Here is a 17,401-nt window from a genome sequence, read left to right as displayed (position 1 = left end):
GAAGAAAGGCTCAAGACGCGCCATTTGCACGTCAGTCAGCCAGAAAAGATCAGACATGTTCACCGCTCGTTTTTGAGCCGTGAATCACGCCAGCAAACGGAAATCAATGGGTCCTGACCCTAGTCACGAGGAGGGCTAGCGCTTAGTTCTTGCCGCACTGGCGAAGCCACAAGGGCGACCCAAGGCAGCAATGTGCAGTGAACGGACGCAACGCACCTACTGATGAGAAGCGGCTTTGTCCGCTCAGCTGACCTTGGCATCGACAGCAGCGAACGACCGGTGATCGAGTAGTTTCAAGAACTTAGGCCGACACGGATGAATGCCAACGCTGTCTTTGTCGGTGCTAGTAGTTCACCTGCTCAAAGCCGTAGTTCCCTTCATAGTCACGCCAGTCGACGAAGACAGAACGGTGATAGATGCTAGGGCAATTCTGGCCCCAGCGTTCGAGGCCGATATGGGCGGAGGGTAGGGCGGTGATGGAAGACCTCTGCCAGGCGAAATCGCCTTGGGTTCCGTATGTGCCGAGGACCACGGTGGCGCTACGGTTGCAGTCACCATCACGACCGGATTCATTCTGTCGCGCATACCGGACATCAAAGACTCGGATGGATCGTACGAAGTTGAACTCAGGTCCGCTGATATCGATGTCCGCCCGATCTTGAACGAGCCGGAGGGCCTGGTCGGCGGGAACAAGGTATTCTGGGGCTTCCGGGGTGCGCCAAGCCGCCATAATTGGATCAGCGGTATCGCGCGCTGGAAAGGATTGTCGCGGTCCAGTGCTGTTGTTCAGGAAGAACGCTTCAAAGATGCGGTCCTCACTGTTTGGTGGAGGAGCCGTCTCATAGGACGCGCCCATGGGACAGCGCCAGATTTGAAGCGGAGGTTCCACCGGCCAAGGCGTAATGCGCCGGATGAACTCAGCGCGGGCGCGGGCGCAGGGGACGGAAGCGGGCCAACCGCCAGAAAGACACAAGAGGATCGCGCAATCGATCGGGTATGTCTGCGCGCGGGCGGTAGTCGGCAGCGAAGAACTTGCCACAGTCGAAGCGACTGCGAGCGAGGGGAGGAGCTTCTTGAGTAGATGACGCATGCTGAGGATCCGCTATGACACGGCTCAACATACATACGATAATATACTATCGCAACACAAAGTATTAAGTCGCATAATGAAGTTTATGTTAAGAAATTGTGTACTTCCCCAATGTTGCAACCAAGTAGAAATGTCACCGGGTTGGCAAAGCAGAAGTGTCACCACTGGTAGCGACGTGAGCAAAGCCTGACAGGGCGGAGACCTCAATTATCGGAGCCCTGGCTGGCTTTGCGGTCCGCGTTTCGCTTGCGGTCTGCGAGGGTGTTCCAGCCGTTGTTGCGGCGTCCGTTCTTCCGGTATCCGTTTCTGGCACTTTCCGGGTGCACCTCGGCTCTGGCGGCGGCCTTGTCCTGCTCAGCCTTGATATGGGCGAGGACCGAGCTGAGATGTTTGTAGTCTGTTATCGCGGCGTGCGTGACGCGCTGCTGATGTGGATTGAAGATGGTGCAGGGCAGGGCGATGCCATTGTGCCGAACCTGGATGCGCCCGTCTGGGAATTCGTAGGTGTCGGCGTATGTACCAACCAGACCGCGCGTCAGATCGTTGACCTCCAGCCGGATGCGTTTGTGGTCGTACTTCAGGGTCAGGTCCTTGCTGACATAGCGTTTGTTGCGCAGACAGAAGATCTCGGCCAGCCGATCCGGTGCGGCGTTCAAGGCACGGTGCAGATTGTCCGGACGGGCAGCGGGCTTTGCGAACCTGTCGTTATAGCGCGCCATGAAGCCAGGGAGGAACGCGTTGCCGTCCTCCATGTTGGAGATGCCTGCGATGCGCAGCTCTTTGACCAGGCGGTCCTGTAACGTCCGGTTCGCACGTTCCACGCGGCCCTTGGCCTGGCTGGTATTGGCGCAGAGAATCTCGATCTGCAGCTCTGCCAGAGCACGCCCGAACTGGGTCATGCCGGTCATGTGCTCGCTGGGTTTTGGCACGCGAAAGACCGTGTGCTTGTCGCTGTAGAACGCGACGGGGCGGCCATGCGTCGTTAGATAGCGTTCCAATGCTTCGAAGTAGCTGAAGGTGTTCTCAGACGTGACGAAGCGCAGTTCCATGAGCGTGCTGGTCGCATCGTCAATGAAGACGAGCGGGGTGCAGAGATCGCCCCGATCCTCGAACCAGCGGTGCTCCGAGCCGTCTATCTGAATGAGCTCGCCGAAACACTCTCGGCGAAGTCTGGGTTGATGAAATGTCCGGCGCTGTTTGCGCGAGAGCCAAAGACCGGCACCGGACATCCACTTGCGAACCGTCTCGCGCGAGACTTCAAACCCATGATGCTCGGCCAGCATCTCCGCCGTCAGGGTCGGCCCAAAGTCGGGATAGTTCTCTTTGATCAGCGACAGCGCGTAATCCCGTTTGGCTTTGTGGATACGATTGTTCGGAGGCTTCCCGCGCGCCTTATGTCGGATCCCCGACGCGCCATCCTGACGATAAAGCTTCAACAACCGGAAAACCTGCCGGCGCGTCAGTGCCAGCATGTTTGCTGCATTATCGACGCTCAACCGCCCATCATCGACCTGCGCCAAAACCTCCACGCGCTTCAGCTCGCGCTCGCTCATAACCACCCATCCCATGCACTATCTCCCTTAGTCTAAGAAGGGAGAGTGACATTCCTGAATTGCTCATGGGTGACATTTTAGCTTTGCGGCTACACCCCAAGGAATCCGAAAGTCAATCTTATGTTAATTTATCTTGCCTTTTCGCTGAATACTGAGAACCTGTCATACCTTTGAATTCGAGTTCGTTGAGCATCCCTATCAAACGATTGTACAAAGGAAATCGGACGGCAAGCTGTCTATACGCCGGCCGTCCAACTCGCGTTTGAATGCAGATCTCAAATGCTTAGGCAGCAGCAGCTTTTTTTGCAGATTTGGTTGCATCATTTGCGGCCTTCTGAACGGCAGCAGCAGCCTCATTCGACGCTTCTTTGCCAGCGGCAACAAGCAGTTCAACAGCTTCGGTCTGTGCTTTGCGAGTGATCTCGGCAAAAGCCGTGAGGTTTTTAGTAGCCTGGTCGGCCGCAAAGTTGGCGAAGTCGGTCACCCCCCCCTATAATTGTGAACGGCGGAGCAATACTCGGCCACGGTAGCAGCGCCGCTGTGGTGTCGCGGGCGGCGTAAAAGTCGGCCACTTTTGCCCTTTCGGATTTCGGGAGGGCTTGGGGATATTCACCGTGGACTTGTATTTGAAGGTGCGTCAGGCTCACTTCCAAGATGGCTTGAGCGGGCGCCAGATTGCCCGGGATTTCGGTATCAGCCGGGACTGAAGTGGTCCCAGTATTTTGGACAGGTTTGCAGCGTTTCTAAGGTGTATCGGTTTTAGGTTTCATGCTGCTTTTTGCTCTTCCAAGCCTGCCCAATATGCGTCGTCTGGCGTGAGCCGATCAAGCGCGGAATGTGGCCGCTCGGTATTGTAGAATGCTAACCAATCCTTGATGACGCGTCGGGCCTGGAACCCGTCATTGATTTCTTCGAGATAGATCGCCTCCTGTTTCAGGGAGCGCCACAGCCGCTCGATAAAGATGTTGTCGAGGTAACGACCCCGCCCATCCATCGAGATACGCACGCCTGCATCCGTCAGCGTCGTGATCCAGGCTGATCCGGTGAACTGTGAGCCTTGATCCGTATTGCATATCTCGGGCGGGCCGTATTTGGCGATGGCCTCGTTCAGCGCTTCGACACAGAAGTCCGCGTGCATCGTATTCGATAGCCGCCAGCTTAGCACTTTGCGCGTGGCCCAATCCATGATCGCCACCAAGTAGAGGAAGCCGTTCTTGACCGGCACGAAGGTAATATCTGCGCACCAGACGTGGTTCGGGCGGTCTATTACCATCTTTCTAAGCAAGTACGGATAGACGGGATGCTGCGGATGCGGCTGGCTGGTTCTGGGGCGTTTGTAGATCGCCTCTAGCCCCATCGTCGTCATTAATCGTCTGACGCGATGCCGCCCTACAACTGTGCCCTCTCTTCGTAGATAAGCAGCGATCTGACGACTGCCGAAGAACGGATATTTGGTGAAGACCCGGTCAATCTCTTTCATCATGGCCAGCGTATCCGCGTTGATCCCGACAGACGTGTAATAAAACGCCGAACGCGACAGCCGCACCAGTTTGCACTGCTGGCTAATGCTCAGCTCAGGGTGATCTCGCTCGATCATAGCGCGTTTCTTTGCCGGGCTCATCGCTTCAGCCCTGCGGACAAAAAATCGTTCTCGACCGCCAACCTCCCGATCTTGGCATGCAGTTCTTTGATTTCTGCTTCTGTCGGCCCGCTCTGCTTGCCGCCTGAGAAAACGTCGGCCATCCCGTCGATACCTTGCCGCTTCCATGTGCTGACCTGATTTGGATGCAACTGATGCTTCGCTGCAATCTCCTGCACGGTCTTGTCGCCACGCAGTGCTTCCAAAGCCACCTTGGCCTTAAACTGATCTGTAAAATTCCGGCGCTTCGCCATTTTCGTATCCCTTCATAGGTTTGGGATACACCTTAGCTAACTGTCCAGTTTTCTGGGACCGCTTCAGCTTCTGCATGACGTGCGACGTCCTACAATTTCAGGCTATCTTCAATAGCTCGCCTGCGTCTTCAAAAAAGTGCTTTTGGCAGCCATGTCGCCAGATCCGGCAGTAGCCATATCAACGTGATGCCCACAATCTGCAGACAGATGAACGGTAGCACGCCTGCATATATCTGGCCGGTCGAGATTTCATCCGGGGCCACGCCGCGCAGATAGAACAGCGAAAAGCCGAAGGGCGGCGTCAGGAACGAGGTCTGCAGGTTGATCGCAATCAATACGCCCAGCCAGATCGGATCATGACCCAGTAAGATCAGCGACGGCGTGATCAGCGGCAGCACAATCACCGAGATTTCGACGAAATCCAGAAAGAAGCCCATGATGAAAATCACTATCATGCAAAAGACCAGCGCGCCGTTGGCCCCGCCCGGCATTTCGGCCAGAATGCCCGCCACGCGTTCCTCGCCGCCCAGTCCGATAAAGACAAGGCTGAAGAACCCGGCGGCAATGATCGTTGCAAAGATCATCGAGGTCATGGTCATGGTCGATTTCACCGCCTCTTGCACCATTTGCTTTTGCAGTGCGGCGCGCAAGGCCAGCAGTACCGACAGCCCGCCAACCACCGCAAGCCCGGCATAGAAAATGCCAAGCACATATGCGCCCGAGCTCAGGTCGCTACGCTGAAACCGCACCGGAAAGGCACCCGCCAGAATACCCAGCGCGATCAGGGCAACCGTGCCCAGCAGGATGATGCGTGGGGCGATGCCAATGCGATAGCCGGTCATCAACAGCGCACCGACAGCGCCGACTGATGCGGCCTCGGTCGGGGTGGCGATGCCGCCCAGAATGGCGCCCAGCACGGCGAAGATCAGCAGGACAGGCGGGATCACCGCGCCGACGACCTCGCGCCAGTCGGGTTTGGCGATGTCGAGGGGCGCAGGGGGCATGTCCTGCGGGCGCAGCCATCCGCGCGCCACGATATAGATCAGGTAAAGGCAGACCAGCACCAAGCCGGGGATTACAGCAGCGGCGAAAAACTGGCCGACCGACAGCGCCTCGACCGAAAACTTGCCCTGTTCGTACTGCGCCTGCTGGAACGAGGTGGACATTACGTCCGCCAGAATGATCAGCAGGGTCGAGGGCGGAATAATCTGCCCCAGCGTGCCAGCCGTGCACACGATGCCCGATGCGACCCGCGCGTCATATCCGGCGCGCAGCATGGTGGGCAGGGCAATCATCCCCATCGCCACCACGGTCGCCCCGACAATGCCGGTTGACGCTGCCAGCAACGTGCCGACCAGCACGACCGAAATGCCCAAGCCTCCGCGCAACTGCCCGAACAGCCGGCCCATCGTGTCCAAAAGCCCTTCCGCAATGCGGCTTTTTTCCAGCAAAGCGCCCATCAGTACGAACAGCGGAATGGCGATCAAGACGGGGTTGGTCAGAACGCCAAACACCCGTTGGCCCAACGCGCCCAGCAGGGTGATGTCCATTTGCCCCAGCATCCAGCCCAGATAGGCAAAGATCACGGCAACCCCCGCGATGCTGAACGACACAGGGAACCCAAGAAGGATCGCACCCATGAGGGCTGCGAACATGATAAGGTCGAGATATTCGATCATCAGGTCTCTTTCACGGCCAAAAGGCGGATCAACAGGGCTAGGGATTGCAGCATCACGAGGACACAAAAGGCGGGCATCAGGGATTTCAGCAGGAACACCGCCTCGATCCCGCCCACGGAAATTGGGCCTTCAAGGATCGCCCATGAATTGCGCACCGACGGCCACGACCAGTAAATCAGTGCAATCATCGACGGCATCAGCAGGAACAGATGGCCGAAAATGTCGATCCGGCGGCGTGTCTTTGGCGTTGCCTTGGCATAGAACACGTCCACCCGCACATGCTTGTCGACCAGCAGCGTATAGCCCGCCGCCAGCATGAACAGCGCGGCGTGCATATAAAGAACACTTTCCTGCAACGCGATGGAATTCACGCCGAACGCATAGCGCCCGACAACGATGGTGAACTGCACCAGCATCATGGCCAGCGCCAGCCAGCGCACCACATGGGCGACACCGATGTTTACCTTGTCCAAGGCGTTTGCCAGTTGCTCCATCACCTGCCCCCGATGCGAAAGGTCACGAAGGGCGCAGCCATCGCCGCGCCCTTGTTCGATAGGTCTTAGTACCCCATGACCAGATTACGTGCGTTCATCTGACCGTTGTCAGCATAGACCATGTATTTACCGACCGATGCACGATAGGCCACGAAGCTTTCGGTGATCCGTTTGACCAGCTCGTCATCGTCATTGCGCAGATCGTCGATGACCTCGGCGGCGGCTTTGCCCATGCCGGTGATGACGTCTTCGGGGAACATTTTCACCTGAACGCCGTGCTCGGCCACCATCGCTTGCAGCGACAGGGCGTGCTTGGTGGTGTATTCGGTCCAGACCTGATTATACAGGCTGTCACAGGCCGCTTGCACAACCTGTTTCAGGTCGTCGGGCAGGTCGTTGAACACGTCTGCGTTGACGCCGCATTCCTCGGCCGACGATGGCTCGCCCACGCCGGGCCAGTAATAGTTCTTGGCGACCTGGTAATAGCCAAGCGCGCTGTCGGTCCAGGGGCCGATAAATTCGCCCGCGTCCAAAGCGCCGGTTTGCAGGGCCTGGAACATGTCCGGGCCGCTCATCGTCTCGGCCGCCATGCCCATTTTGGCCGCCATTTCGGACGCCAGACCTGTGGTGCGGAACTTCATGCCTTTCAGGTCTTCGGCCGAGTTCACTTCGTTGCGGAACCAACCGCCCCATTGCGGGCCAGAGTTGCCGCACAGGAAAGGCTTGATGCCAAACCGGCCATACATTTCGTCGTAAAGTGCCTGACCGCCGCCATGCACCATCCAGCCGACTTGCTCGTCCGCGCGCAGACCAAAAGGTTGCGAGCCGAACAACAGGATACCCTTGGATTTCGACCCCCAATAGGCGGGAACAGCGTGATACAGCTCGGCGGTGCCTTCGCTGACCGCGTCAAAGACGCCGCGACCGGGCACAAGCTCTCCGGCAGGGAAAAGTTTGACCTCGATCCGGCCCCCCGACAGGGTCGTGATCCGGTCGGCCAGTTGTTGTGCGGCCACGCCCGGCCCAGGCAGGTTCTTGGGCCACGCGGTGACCATCTTCCACTGGCGCTTGTCCTGCGCGATGGCTGGGGTTGCCAGTGCCGTTGCTGCGGTGCCGATAGCACCCGTGGTCAGAAATGTCCGTCTTTGCATGCGCCTCTCCTCCAATCAGGCAGTTGCGACCTTGGCGTTGGCTGAAGCCATCCCTTGGTCAAATCCGTGCATAAAGCTATTATGTAAATACATAATAGAGTCAATCATTGCGGCGAGAAAACCCGGTCAAGCCAGCAATCCTCGCGCAATGATTGTGCGCTGGATCTCGGATGACCCTTCATAGATGCGGAAAATCCGCAGATCGCGCAGGTAGCGTTCCAGCGGGAAATCGCGGGTATAGCCATAGCCGCCGTGAATTTGCAGCGCCCGGTCGGCAATCCGCCACGCGGCTTCGCTGGCATACAGCTTGGCAAAGGCGGATTCGCTGGAATAGCGCACGCCGGTCCCGCGCAGGGTCGCCGCCTGCATCGCCAGCGCGCGGGCGGCGGCCAGTTCGGTGGCACTGTCGGCCAGAATCCATTGCAGCCCTTGGAAGTCCGCAATCGCATGGCCGCTGACCTGCCGTTCCTTGGCATAGGAAATCGCGGCCTTCAGCGCGGCGTCGGCAATGCCGGTGGCCTGTGCAGCGACTTCGATCCGGCCATTGTCCAGAACCTTCATTGCAGTACGGAACCCCGTGCCTTCGTCGCCCAGACGGTTTTCGTCCGGCACCCAGCAATCAAAGCTGATGCCAAACACATGCCCGCCCTTCAGGCCCATCGTTTTTTCATTGGGCGCGACGGACACGCCGTCGATTTTCTTCGGTTCAACAATAAAAGCGCTGACACCGCGTGCACCGGCGGCGGGGTCGGTCTTGGCGTAGACCACCATGAAATCCGCCGCGCCCGCGTTCGAGATAAAGCACTTGGACCCTTTGATCCGATATCCATCGCCTTCGCGCTTGGCCGTCGTGCGCATATCGGCGGGGTTCGATCCGGCCTGCGGTTCGGTCAGGGCAAACGCGCCCAACGACGTGCCCGCCGCGGCATCGGGCAGAATGCGGGCCTGCAAATCGGCATCCGCCCCCAGAAGCAGCGAATCCGTGGCCAGAAAATGCGCCGTCAGCATGGATGCGGTGGACCCACAGGCGCCCGCGATCGCCTCGACCGCCGCATACAGCGCGGGGCCGGACAGGCCGATCCCGCCGTGGTCTTCCGGCAGGTTCAGACCCAACAGGCCCATGTCCGCCATCGCGTCCAGATGGAGGGTGGAGAACAGCGCCTCTTCGTCGATCTGCGCCGCTTTCGGGGCCAGAACCTCGGTCGAGAACCGTTCGATCTGCGCGACCAGCGCGCGTTCGTCGTCGCTCATGGGATAGGTGGTCATGCGCGTTGCTCCTTGTTCAACAAATTCAGAATATCGCCTGCATCAGCATTCAGGGCCGGGGCCGGCTTGCGCCCGCCGCGCCCTGCGCCGTTAAAATGCACCGGCTGTTCAGGGACGTTCAGAACGCCCAAGTCGGGATGCGTGACCGTGGACGCCAACCCGCGCTCCACTGCTTGAGGCGACGCCCAAGCCTGTGCCACAGATTGGATGGAGGATGCCGGAATACCTGCCGCTGACAGGTGGTGCACCACCTGATCCACCGGCAAGGAACCCGCCCACTGGTCGATATACTCGGCGAGCGCAGGTTCGTTCTCGCGGCGCAAAGGATCGCTGGTAAACCGCGCGTCCTGTACCAGTTCGGGCTGGCCGATTACGTCGCAGAAGGTGGCAAACAGCCGGTCGTTCAGAACCGCCAACGCGAAATGCCCGTCCGCCGCCGGATAGGTGCCAAAGGGCGCGGACAGCGGGTGGCGGTTGCCGGTGCGCACCGGGGTCTCGCCGCCCATCAGGGTGCGGCAGGCCAGAATGGGCATCATCGACACCAACCCGTCAAACAGCGCCACATCCACATGACGCCCCAGCCCGGTGCGGCTGCAGTCAAACAGGGCAACCATTGTGCCCCAAGCGGCGAACAGGCCACCGGCCACGTCGCCCAAAGCCTCGCCCACCATCGTCGGTGCACCGTCGGGTTCGCCGGTGGCGTCCATCAACCCGCTCATCGCCTGCACGATGATGTCATAGGCGGGTTTTTTGGTGTTTGGCCCGGTCTGCCCGAAGCCGGACACTGACACGTAAACCAGATGGGGAAAATCCTTGGCCAGCGCGTCATAGCTCAGCCCCAGCTTCTCCATCACGCCGGGGCGGAAGTTCTCGATCAGCACGTCGCAATCTGCCAGCAACGCCTTGACCGTCGCAATCGCGTCGGGCGATTTCAGGTCCAGCGCAATTGACCGCTTGCCCCGGTTGATTGCCTGAAACAACAGGCTTTCCCCGTCCTTGAACGGGCCGATATGGCGGTAATCGTCGCCGTGGGCGGCTTCGACCTTGATCACATCCGCGCCCAGATCGGCCATCATTGCGGTGCAGTATGGACCCGCCAGAACGCGGGTGAAATCAAGCACGCGCACCCCGCTGAGGGGTTGGGGCGTTTGGCTGTTGGGGGGCTGAGTGGGCATATGATCCTCCGGGTTTGATCGGTTGAGCATAGGCGCGGTCATGATATAAGCAGAAATACAGATTATTGATAGAGTGATAAATGCAAGCTATACCCGTCAGCCTTCGCCAGATCGACTATGTCATTGCCGCCGCGGACACCGGCAGCACCGCCGCCGCCGCGCGGGTGTTGAACGTGTCGCAACCGTCAGTGTCGCTGGCGATTGCCAAGGTCGAGGAACACTTTGGCCGCCCGCTGTTTGCCCGCAGCGCAGGCCAAGGCATTGCCCCCACCGCGTTCGGGCTGCGCAAACTGGGCGCCTTGCGCAGCCTGCGCGCACAGGCGCAATCGGTGCTGGATCACAAAGACAGCGGGGCCGAGGTGCTGAACCTTGGCGTCTTTTCCACCCTTGGCCCACGCTATGCGCCCGCCTTGGTGGGCAGCTTTCAGAAAGTCGCGCCCGACGCCCGGATCGCACTGCACGAAGGCGATCTGGACCGCCTGACGCGCTGGCTGGAAAACGGGCGCATCGACCTCGCATTGATCTATGATTTCGGCCTGCCGTCGTCGCTTAAGATCACACCGCTGGCCGATGTGCGGCCCTTTGGGCTGGTTGCGCGGGCGCACCCTTTGGCGGGGCGCGGGACGGTTGCGATGGCGGATTTGCTGACCGATCCGCTGATCCTGATGAACCTGCCGCACAGCCGCAATTACTTCCTGACGCTGGCGCAGATGAACGGCATCCGGCCGCGCATCGCACATGAAACAAGCTCGGTCGAGATGTTGCGGGCGATGGTTGCAAATCACATGGGTGTGGGGCTGGTTGCCACCGATATTGCGCAGGATACGGCCTGCGACGGTCAACCCGTCACGCGGCTGGAACTGTCAGACCCGCTTGTGCCGCATCGCATCGCGCTGGCCCGTGCGCCGCATCCGCATACCGCGCCACTGGTGGCCGCGTTTCAGGATCATGTGGCAAGCGCCTTCAACCCCTGACACGCTATGTCTGGCCTTTTACGCCTTATGTCTATATCTTTTGAGAAAATCCGCCGGGATCACCCGGAACCGCACGGTCGAAAGGCACAGCATGTCCATAACCTATCGCGAGGTGAAAGCCGATATCCTGCGCCAGATCACACAAGGCGAACTTGCCCCCGGCAGCTCGATGCCGAACGAGGTTGATCTGGCCGCAAGCTATGGCTGCGCGCGGGCGACTGTCAATCGGGCAATGCGCGAATTGGCGGATGACGGCATCATCGAACGCCGCCGCAAAGCTGGCACGCGGGTCAGGCTGAACCCGATCCGGCAGGTGCGGCTGAACATTCCGATCGTCGGGCAAGAGATCGAGGAACTGGGCGCGGCCTATCGCTATGCGTTGGTGCACGGTCAGGCCGAACCCGCCCCGAACTGGCTGCGCGCGCGTATGGCGTTGAAGCGTGACGACCGGGTGTTGCATCTGACCTGCATGCACTATGCCGATGGCGCGCCGTATCAGCACGAGGATCGCTGGATCAATCTAGGCGCTTTGCCCGAGGCTGAACAGCATGATTTCTCGGATATCGGTCCCAACGAATGGCTGGTGTCGACCGTGCCGTTTACCGAGGCGCAGATCAGCTTTCACGCCGTTCAAGCCGACGCCACTATCGCGGATTATCTCGACTGCACCGAAGGCGATGCCCTGTTCCAGGCCGAGCGCATGACGTGGCTTGAGGGGCAGACGATCACTTTTGTGCAATTGACCTATCGCCGCGGCCACCGTTTGACGATGCAATACTGACCGCGCGTGAAAAAGCCTGCGCGGAGTGCTCCGCACAGGCCATTGGTTACTTGCCCCAAGATGGGTAAACGCCCTGAATCAAAGGATTGCCGGCAGGTTCAAACCATTCTCGCGGGCACAGTCTTTGGCGTCGTCATAGCCCGCATCGGCGTGGCGCATGACGCCCGTGGCCGGGTCGTTCCACAAGACACGCTCGATCCGGCGGTCTGCATCTTCAGTGCCGTCACAGCAGATCACCATGCCGGAGTGTTGACTGAAACCCATGCCGACGCCGCCACCATGGTGCAGTGAAACCCAGGTTGCGCCAGATGCGGTATTGAGCAGCGCGTTCAGTAGCGGCCAGTCCGACACCGCATCCGAGCCATCCAGCATCGCCTCGGTTTCGCGATTGGGCGATGCGACTGAGCCTGAGTCCAGATGGTCGCGTCCGATTACGATCGGGGCTTTCAATTCGCCATTGCGCACCATTTCGTTGAACGCCAGGCCCAGCTTGTGACGCACGCCCAGACCTACCCAGCAAATCCGCGCGGGCAGCCCCTGAAACGCGATCCGCTCGCGCGCCATATCCAGCCAGTTGTGCAGGTGGCTGTCCTCGGCCAGGATTTCCTTCACCTTGGCGTCGGTCTTGTAGATGTCTTCCGGGTCGCCCGACAGGGCCGCCCAACGGAACGGACCGATGCCACGGCAGAACAGCGGGCGGATATAGGCGGGCACGAAGCCGGGGAAGTCGAATGCATTGTCCAGCCCCTCTTCCAGCGCCATCTGGCGGATGTTGTTGCCGTAATCGACGGTCGGAATACCGGCGGCATGGAAATCAACCATCGCCTTGACCTGCACCATCATCGAGGCACGCGCGGCCTTTTCAACAGCTTTTGGGTCGCTTTCGCGCTTTTCGCGCCATTGGGCCATCGTCCAACCCTGCGGCAGATAGCCGTTTACGGGATCATGGGCACTGGTCTGGTCGGTGACGATATCAGGGCGGATGCCGCGCTTGATCAACTCGGGATACACATCGGCGGCGTTGCCCAGAAGCGCGACCGATTTGGCCTCACCGGCAGCGGTCCAGCGTTCGATCATCGCAAGCGCCTCGTCCAGACTGTCGGTCTTTTCGTCCACGTAGCGGGTGCGGAGGCGGAAGTCGATGCTGTCGGGGTTGCATTCGACCGCCAGACAGCAGGCCCCGGCCATCACAGCCGCCAGCGGTTGCGCCCCGCCCATGCCACCCAGACCGCCGGTCAGGATCCACTTGCCCTTCAGGTCGCCACCGTAATGCTGACGCCCCGCTTCGACAAAGGTCTCATAGGTGCCCTGCACGATACCTTGCGAGCCGATATAGATCCAGGAACCCGCTGTCATCTGGCCATACATCGCCAGACCCTTCTTATCCAGCTCGTTAAAATGATCCCACGTCGCCCAATGCGGCACGAGGTTTGAGTTGGCGATCAGAACGCGCGGCGCATCCTTGTGCGTCGGGAACACCCCGACAGGCTTGCCTGATTGCACCAGAAGGGTCTGGTCTTCTTCCAGGTCCCGCAAGGTGGCGACGATCTTGTCGAAATCGTCCCATGTGCGCGCGGCGCGCCCAATGCCGCCATACACAACCAGCTCATGCGGGTTTTCGGCCACGTCGGGGTGCAGGTTGTTCATCAACATCCGCAGGGGCGCTTCGGTGGTCCAGTGCTTGGCCGTCATTTCGGTGCCGGTTGCGGGATAGATGTCGCGGGTGTTCTTGCGCGGATCGCTCATGATGTTCCTTTCAGATCAGGTGCCAGATCGGCCAGAGTTGTCAGAATGGTTTTCAAATACCCGCGCAGCCGCGCGGATTTTTCGGTGTCATAGGTCCAGGGCGCAGCCTCGTCCTTCAGATAGGTGCTTTGTGCCAGCTCCATCTGAATTGCGTGCAGCCCGTCCGCCGGTCGTCCGTAATGGCGTGTTGTCCAGCCGCCCTTGAAGCGGCCGTTGGTGACGCTGGAATAGCCCTCTGCCATCTCGCACAGGTTCTGAACAGCGGCTTCGATCTCTGGGGCGCAAGTGGTGCCCAGATTGGTGCCAATGTTGAAATCGGGGAGCGTGCCGTCGAACAGAAACGGGATGTGCGACCGGATCGAGTGGCAATCATACAGGATCGCAACCCCGTGCAGGTCACGCACCCGCTCAAGCTCGGCCTCAAGGGCTTCGTGATAGGGCGCATGGAAGGCTTGGCGACGGGCCTCGACCTCATCCTCGGTGGGGGGTGTGTTCCAGATATCCTGCCCGTCGAAATCGGTCAGCGGCACCAGCCCGGTGGTGTTCTGACCGGGATAGAGCGATACGCCCGATGGGTCGCGGTTGGCGTCGATCACGTAACGATGGAAGGTTGCGCGGACCGTGGTCGCGCCGGGCAGCAGCCCGTCATAAAGCGTGTGGATGTGCCAATCCGTGTCGTCCAGCCCCTGCCCCCGCGCGTTCAGCCGCGCCTTGATGTCGGCGGGCACGTGGGTGCCAGTATGGGGCAGGCCCAGCACGATGGGGCTGTCGCCCCGGTGGATTTCAACGGGGGTCATGGGTGAAGCTCCGGCATGTGGGTGTTTGTGGCGGCCACAATCGCGTTGGATGCGATCAGCGCTGCCGCTTTTTCCAAGTCAGGCGCAAGGTAACGGTCGTCGCCCAGCGTTTCGACCTGTTCGCGCACGGCGGCGATCACGGATGCCAGCGGCGCACTTGTCTCCAGCGGGGCGCGGAATTCGACACCCTGCGCGGCGCACAGAAGCTCGACGCCAAGGATACGTTCCAGATTGGCGACCATGCGCGACAGGCGCACCGCGCCGTGGGCGGCCATGCTGACGTGATCTTCCTGATTGGCCGAGGTGGGCGTTGAATCCGTCACGCAGGGGTTGGCCAGATGCTTGTTTTCGCTCATCAACGCGGCGGTGGTCACTTCGGCAATCATATAGCCCGAGTTCAGCCCCGGATTGGGCGTCAGGAACGGCGGCAGATCGTGGCTGAGCACCGGATCCACGATCAGGGCAATCCGGCGCTGCGCAATCGCGCCGATCTCGGCAATTGCCAGCGCGATCATGTCAGCGGCAAAGCCCACGGGTTCGGCGTGGAAGTTCCCGCCCGAGACAATCAGCCCGGCTTCGCTCAGCACCAGCGGGTTATCGGTGGCGGCGTTCGCCTCGATCTCTAACGTGCGCGCCGCCATGCGCAGCATGTCCATCGCAGCCCCCGTCACCTGCGGCTGGCAGCGGATGCAATAGGGGTCTTGCACGCGCGTATCGCCTTCGCGGTGGCTTTCGCGAATGACCGAGCCATCCAGAAGCGCGCGCATGGTCGCGGCGGCTTCGATCTGGCCTGCATGGCCGCGTAAGCTGTGAATTTCGGGTTGCAACGGCGCGGTCGATCCCATGATCGCGTCCGTGGACATGGCCGATGTGACCAAAGCCGAGCACATCGCCCGCCACGCGCCAAACAGGCCGATCAGGGCATAGGCGGTGGTGAATTGCGTGCCGTTGATCAGGGCCAACCCCTCTTTCGCTCCCAGCACGATGGGGGTCAGGCCTGCGCGGCGCAACGCCTCGGCCCCCGGCAGAACCTTGCCTTCGAACGTCGCTTCGCCGTGGCCGATCATTGCCGCTGCCATATGCGCCAGCGGGGCCAGATCGCCGGACGCGCCGACCGATCCCTGCACCGGGATCACCGGCGTGACGCCCTGCGCCAGCATCCCTTCCAGCAGTTCGACCAGCTCCATCCGCACGCCGGACGCACCGCGCCCCAGCGACAGCAGTTTCAGCGCCATCATCAGGCGGGCGTGGGGTTCGGGGATCGCCTCGCCCACGCCGCAGCAATGGGACAGGATCAGGTTGCGTTGCAGGGTGGCAGTGTCGGACGGGTCAATCTTGACCGAGGCCAGTTTGCCAAAGCCGGTGTTCACGCCGTAAACCGCGTCCGTCCCATTGGCCGCGTCAGCAATCTGTGCCTGCGCCGCACGGATGCCGTCATGGCAGGCCGGATCAAGGCGCACGGCAAGCCCGTCGCGCCAGATCATTTCCAGATCGGCCAGAGTGGTGGCGCCGGGTGTCAGGGTCAGTGTGGTCATGCGATTTCTCCGGTGATACGAAACGCCAACGGATTGAAGCCGGTGCGATAAGACAGTTCTGCCGGTTCGGCGATGTCCCAAACGGCTAGATCAGCCACCTGACCGGGCGCAATCGTGCCCAGATCCGTCAGCCCCAGCGCGGCGGCGGCGTGTTGCGTGACGCCGCGCAGCGCTTCTTCTGGTGTCATGCGAAACAGGGTGCAGCCCATGTTCATCGTCAGCAGGATCGAGTTCAGCGGAGAGGTGCCGGGATTCAAATCCGTCGCGAGCGCAATCGGCACCCCATGCTTGCGCAGAAGGTCAAGCGGGGGCTGCTGGGTTTCACGCAGGGTGTAGAACGCACCGGGCAGGATCACGGCCACGGTGCCAGCGTCCGCCATCGCGCGCACGCCGGGTTCGTCCAGATACTCGATATGGTCCGCCGACAACGCGCCATAGCTTGCCGCCAATTTCGCGCCGCCCAAATTGGACAGTTGTTCGGCGTGCAGTTTCACCGGCACGCCAAGGTCGCGGGCCACGTCAAACACGCGGGCGATCTGGGCGGGCTGAAAGGCGATGCCTTCGCAGAACCCGTCCACCGCATCCACCAGCCCTTCGGCGTGGGCGGCGCGCAGGGCGGGGATGCAGACCTCGTCAATATAGTCATCGTCACGACCGGCATATTCGGCGGGCGTGGCGTGGGCGCCAAGGAAGGTGGTCTTGACGCGGATGGGGCGCTGGTCGGCAATCATCCGTGCGACACGCAGCATCCGAAGCTCGGTCTCCGTGTCCAGACCATAGCCCGATTTGATTTCGATGGTCGTCACGCCTTCGGCGATCAGCACGTCAACGCGGCGCAAGGCCTGCGCCAGCAACTCGTCCTCGCTGGCCGCGCGGGTGGCCGTGACGGTCGACACGATGCCACCCCCGGCGCGCGCGACTTCTTCATAGCTGGCCCCGTTCAGGCGCATTTCGAATTCGACCGCGCGGTCGCCGCCATGCACGATATGGGTGTGACAGTCGATCAGGCCGGGTGTCACCACGCGCCCGCCCAGCGACCGTTGATCCAGTCCGGCAAAATCTGCTGGCACGTCTGTCTGAGGCCCGACCCAAGCGATTTTGCCATCCTGAATGGCGATCGCTGCGTCGCGGATCATCCCATAGGGCGCATCGCCATGCGCCATGGTTGCTACGTGCAGATCGGTCAAAAGCTGGAGCATCGCCGTCATAAGATCGGTCCTTTTCGCGAAGTTTCGCCTTTTCTGGTATAATTTTATGTGCAATATGT

Annotated in this window: 15 protein-coding genes and 1 pseudogene; 2 read left to right on the top strand and 14 right to left on the bottom strand. The window is 60.6% G+C overall.

Annotation, left to right across the window (positions count from 1 at the left end):
* Nucleotides 1-343: 343 nt before the first annotated feature.
* The 10 genes and pseudogenes from H8B03_RS18040 to H8B03_RS18000 form a co-directional block, all read right to left on the bottom strand.
* Nucleotides 344-1,090 carry a hypothetical protein gene (locus H8B03_RS18040; protein ID WP_226926111.1) on the bottom strand — a complete coding sequence of 249 codons (747 nt, stop codon included), beginning with the start codon at nucleotides 1,088-1,090 and terminating at the stop codon, nucleotides 344-346.
* 203 nt (nucleotides 1,091-1,293) lie between these two features.
* The gene (locus H8B03_RS18035) at nucleotides 1,294-2,658 is read right to left on the bottom strand and encodes an ISNCY family transposase (RefSeq protein ID WP_226926109.1); all 1,365 of its coding nucleotides are present in this window, start codon (nucleotides 2,656-2,658) and stop codon (nucleotides 1,294-1,296) included.
* A gap of 268 nt (nucleotides 2,659-2,926) precedes the next feature.
* Complete coding sequence (locus tag H8B03_RS18030; protein ID WP_025054178.1) at nucleotides 2,927-3,127, bottom strand: hypothetical protein; 201 nt, start codon at nucleotides 3,125-3,127, stop codon at nucleotides 2,927-2,929.
* A 282-nt stretch (nucleotides 3,128-3,409) separates the two neighbouring features.
* Complete coding sequence (locus H8B03_RS18025) at nucleotides 3,410-4,411, bottom strand: IS3 family transposase (protein WP_226926107.1); 1,002 nt, start codon at nucleotides 4,409-4,411, stop codon at nucleotides 3,410-3,412.
* Nucleotides 4,378-4,536: pseudogene (locus tag H8B03_RS19040) on the bottom strand (transposase); the annotation flags it as partial. The pseudogene H8B03_RS19040 and the gene H8B03_RS18025, both read right to left, overlap by 34 nt.
* Before the next feature lie 128 nt (nucleotides 4,537-4,664).
* Nucleotides 4,665-6,215, bottom strand: a complete 1,551-nt coding sequence (locus H8B03_RS18020; RefSeq protein ID WP_025054175.1) for a TRAP transporter large permease subunit — start codon at nucleotides 6,213-6,215, stop codon at nucleotides 4,665-4,667.
* On the bottom strand, nucleotides 6,215-6,709 hold the full coding sequence (locus tag H8B03_RS18015) for a TRAP transporter small permease subunit (RefSeq protein WP_025054174.1): 495 nt from the start codon (nucleotides 6,707-6,709) through the stop codon (nucleotides 6,215-6,217). The genes H8B03_RS18020 and H8B03_RS18015 overlap by 1 nt, the downstream gene beginning before the upstream one ends.
* A gap of 65 nt (nucleotides 6,710-6,774) precedes the next feature.
* Nucleotides 6,775-7,860: a TRAP transporter substrate-binding protein gene (locus H8B03_RS18010; protein WP_025054173.1), complete on the bottom strand. Its 1,086-nt coding sequence runs from the start codon at nucleotides 7,858-7,860 to the stop codon at nucleotides 6,775-6,777.
* A gap of 126 nt (nucleotides 7,861-7,986) precedes the next feature.
* Nucleotides 7,987-9,126, bottom strand: a complete 1,140-nt coding sequence (locus tag H8B03_RS18005) for an acyl-CoA dehydrogenase family protein (protein WP_193143284.1) — start codon at nucleotides 9,124-9,126, stop codon at nucleotides 7,987-7,989.
* On the bottom strand, nucleotides 9,123-10,301 hold the full coding sequence (locus H8B03_RS18000) for a CaiB/BaiF CoA-transferase family protein (protein ID WP_193143283.1): 1,179 nt from the start codon (nucleotides 10,299-10,301) through the stop codon (nucleotides 9,123-9,125). Before H8B03_RS18000 ends, H8B03_RS18005 begins: the two co-directional genes overlap by 4 nt.
* An 80-nt stretch (nucleotides 10,302-10,381) precedes the next feature.
* Here H8B03_RS18000 and H8B03_RS17995 point away from each other — a divergent pair, with 80 nt between their 5' ends.
* Together H8B03_RS17995 and H8B03_RS17990 are read left to right on the top strand one after the other, a co-directional pair.
* Nucleotides 10,382-11,275: a LysR family transcriptional regulator gene (locus H8B03_RS17995; RefSeq protein ID WP_085869942.1), complete on the top strand. Its 894-nt coding sequence runs from the start codon at nucleotides 10,382-10,384 to the stop codon at nucleotides 11,273-11,275.
* Between the two features lie 91 nt (nucleotides 11,276-11,366).
* Nucleotides 11,367-12,056, top strand: a complete 690-nt coding sequence (locus tag H8B03_RS17990) for a GntR family transcriptional regulator (protein WP_193143282.1) — start codon at nucleotides 11,367-11,369, stop codon at nucleotides 12,054-12,056.
* A 78-nt stretch (nucleotides 12,057-12,134) separates the two neighbouring features.
* Here H8B03_RS17990 and hutU read toward each other — a convergent pair whose 3' ends face one another.
* From hutU to hutI, 4 genes are read right to left on the bottom strand one after another with little or no spacing between them, the layout of a single operon-like run.
* Nucleotides 12,135-13,802: a urocanate hydratase gene (hutU, locus tag H8B03_RS17985; protein WP_085869944.1), complete on the bottom strand. Its 1,668-nt coding sequence runs from the start codon at nucleotides 13,800-13,802 to the stop codon at nucleotides 12,135-12,137.
* Nucleotides 13,799-14,599 carry an N-formylglutamate deformylase gene (hutG, locus tag H8B03_RS17980; protein WP_025054167.1) on the bottom strand — a complete coding sequence of 267 codons (801 nt, stop codon included), beginning with the start codon at nucleotides 14,597-14,599 and terminating at the stop codon, nucleotides 13,799-13,801. Before hutG ends, hutU begins: the two co-directional genes overlap by 4 nt.
* Entirely contained in the window at nucleotides 14,596-16,134 is a 1,539-nt protein-coding gene (hutH, locus tag H8B03_RS17975) for a histidine ammonia-lyase (RefSeq protein ID WP_025054166.1), read from the bottom strand. Before hutH ends, hutG begins: the two co-directional genes overlap by 4 nt.
* Entirely contained in the window at nucleotides 16,131-17,342 is a 1,212-nt protein-coding gene (gene hutI / locus H8B03_RS17970) for an imidazolonepropionase (protein ID WP_193143281.1), read from the bottom strand. The genes hutH and hutI overlap by 4 nt, the downstream gene beginning before the upstream one ends.
* Nucleotides 17,343-17,401 lie beyond the last annotated feature (59 nt).

The organism is Meridianimarinicoccus sp. MJW13, assembly GCF_014901205.1.
Classification (GTDB): domain Bacteria; phylum Pseudomonadota; class Alphaproteobacteria; order Rhodobacterales; family Rhodobacteraceae; genus Meridianimarinicoccus.
This window is presented reverse-complemented; position numbering and strand designations above follow the sequence as displayed.

Excerpts from the sequence above, each read along its gene's own strand:
- H8B03_RS18010 (WP_025054173.1), bottom strand. The coding sequence starts at position 7,860 with ATGCAAAGACGGACATTTCTGACCACGGGTGCTATCGGCACCGCAGCA.
- H8B03_RS18015 (WP_025054174.1), bottom strand. The coding sequence starts at position 6,709 with ATGGAGCAACTGGCAAACGCCTTGGACAAGGTAAACATCGGTGTCGCC.
- H8B03_RS18000 (WP_193143283.1), bottom strand. The coding sequence starts at position 10,301 with ATGCCCACTCAGCCCCCCAACAGCCAAACGCCCCAACCCCTCAGCGGG.
- H8B03_RS17995 (WP_085869942.1), top strand. The coding sequence starts at position 10,382 with ATGCAAGCTATACCCGTCAGCCTTCGCCAGATCGACTATGTCATTGCC.
- hutG (WP_025054167.1), bottom strand. The coding sequence starts at position 14,599 with ATGACCCCCGTTGAAATCCACCGGGGCGACAGCCCCATCGTGCTGGGC.
- H8B03_RS17990 (WP_193143282.1), top strand. The coding sequence starts at position 11,367 with ATGTCCATAACCTATCGCGAGGTGAAAGCCGATATCCTGCGCCAGATC.
- hutH (WP_025054166.1), bottom strand. The coding sequence starts at position 16,134 with ATGACCACACTGACCCTGACACCCGGCGCCACCACTCTGGCCGATCTG.
- hutI (WP_193143281.1), bottom strand. The coding sequence starts at position 17,342 with ATGACGGCGATGCTCCAGCTTTTGACCGATCTGCACGTAGCAACCATG.
- H8B03_RS18035 (WP_226926109.1), bottom strand. The coding sequence starts at position 2,658 with ATGGGATGGGTGGTTATGAGCGAGCGCGAGCTGAAGCGCGTGGAGGTT.
- hutU (WP_085869944.1), bottom strand. The coding sequence starts at position 13,802 with ATGAGCGATCCGCGCAAGAACACCCGCGACATCTATCCCGCAACCGGC.
- H8B03_RS18025 (WP_226926107.1), bottom strand. The coding sequence starts at position 4,411 with ATGGAAGCGGCAAGGTATCGACGGGATGGCCGACGTTTTCTCAGGCGG.
- H8B03_RS18040 (WP_226926111.1), bottom strand. The coding sequence starts at position 1,090 with ATGCGTCATCTACTCAAGAAGCTCCTCCCCTCGCTCGCAGTCGCTTCG.
- H8B03_RS18005 (WP_193143284.1), bottom strand. The coding sequence starts at position 9,126 with ATGACCACCTATCCCATGAGCGACGACGAACGCGCGCTGGTCGCGCAG.
- H8B03_RS18020 (WP_025054175.1), bottom strand. The coding sequence starts at position 6,215 with ATGATCGAATATCTCGACCTTATCATGTTCGCAGCCCTCATGGGTGCG.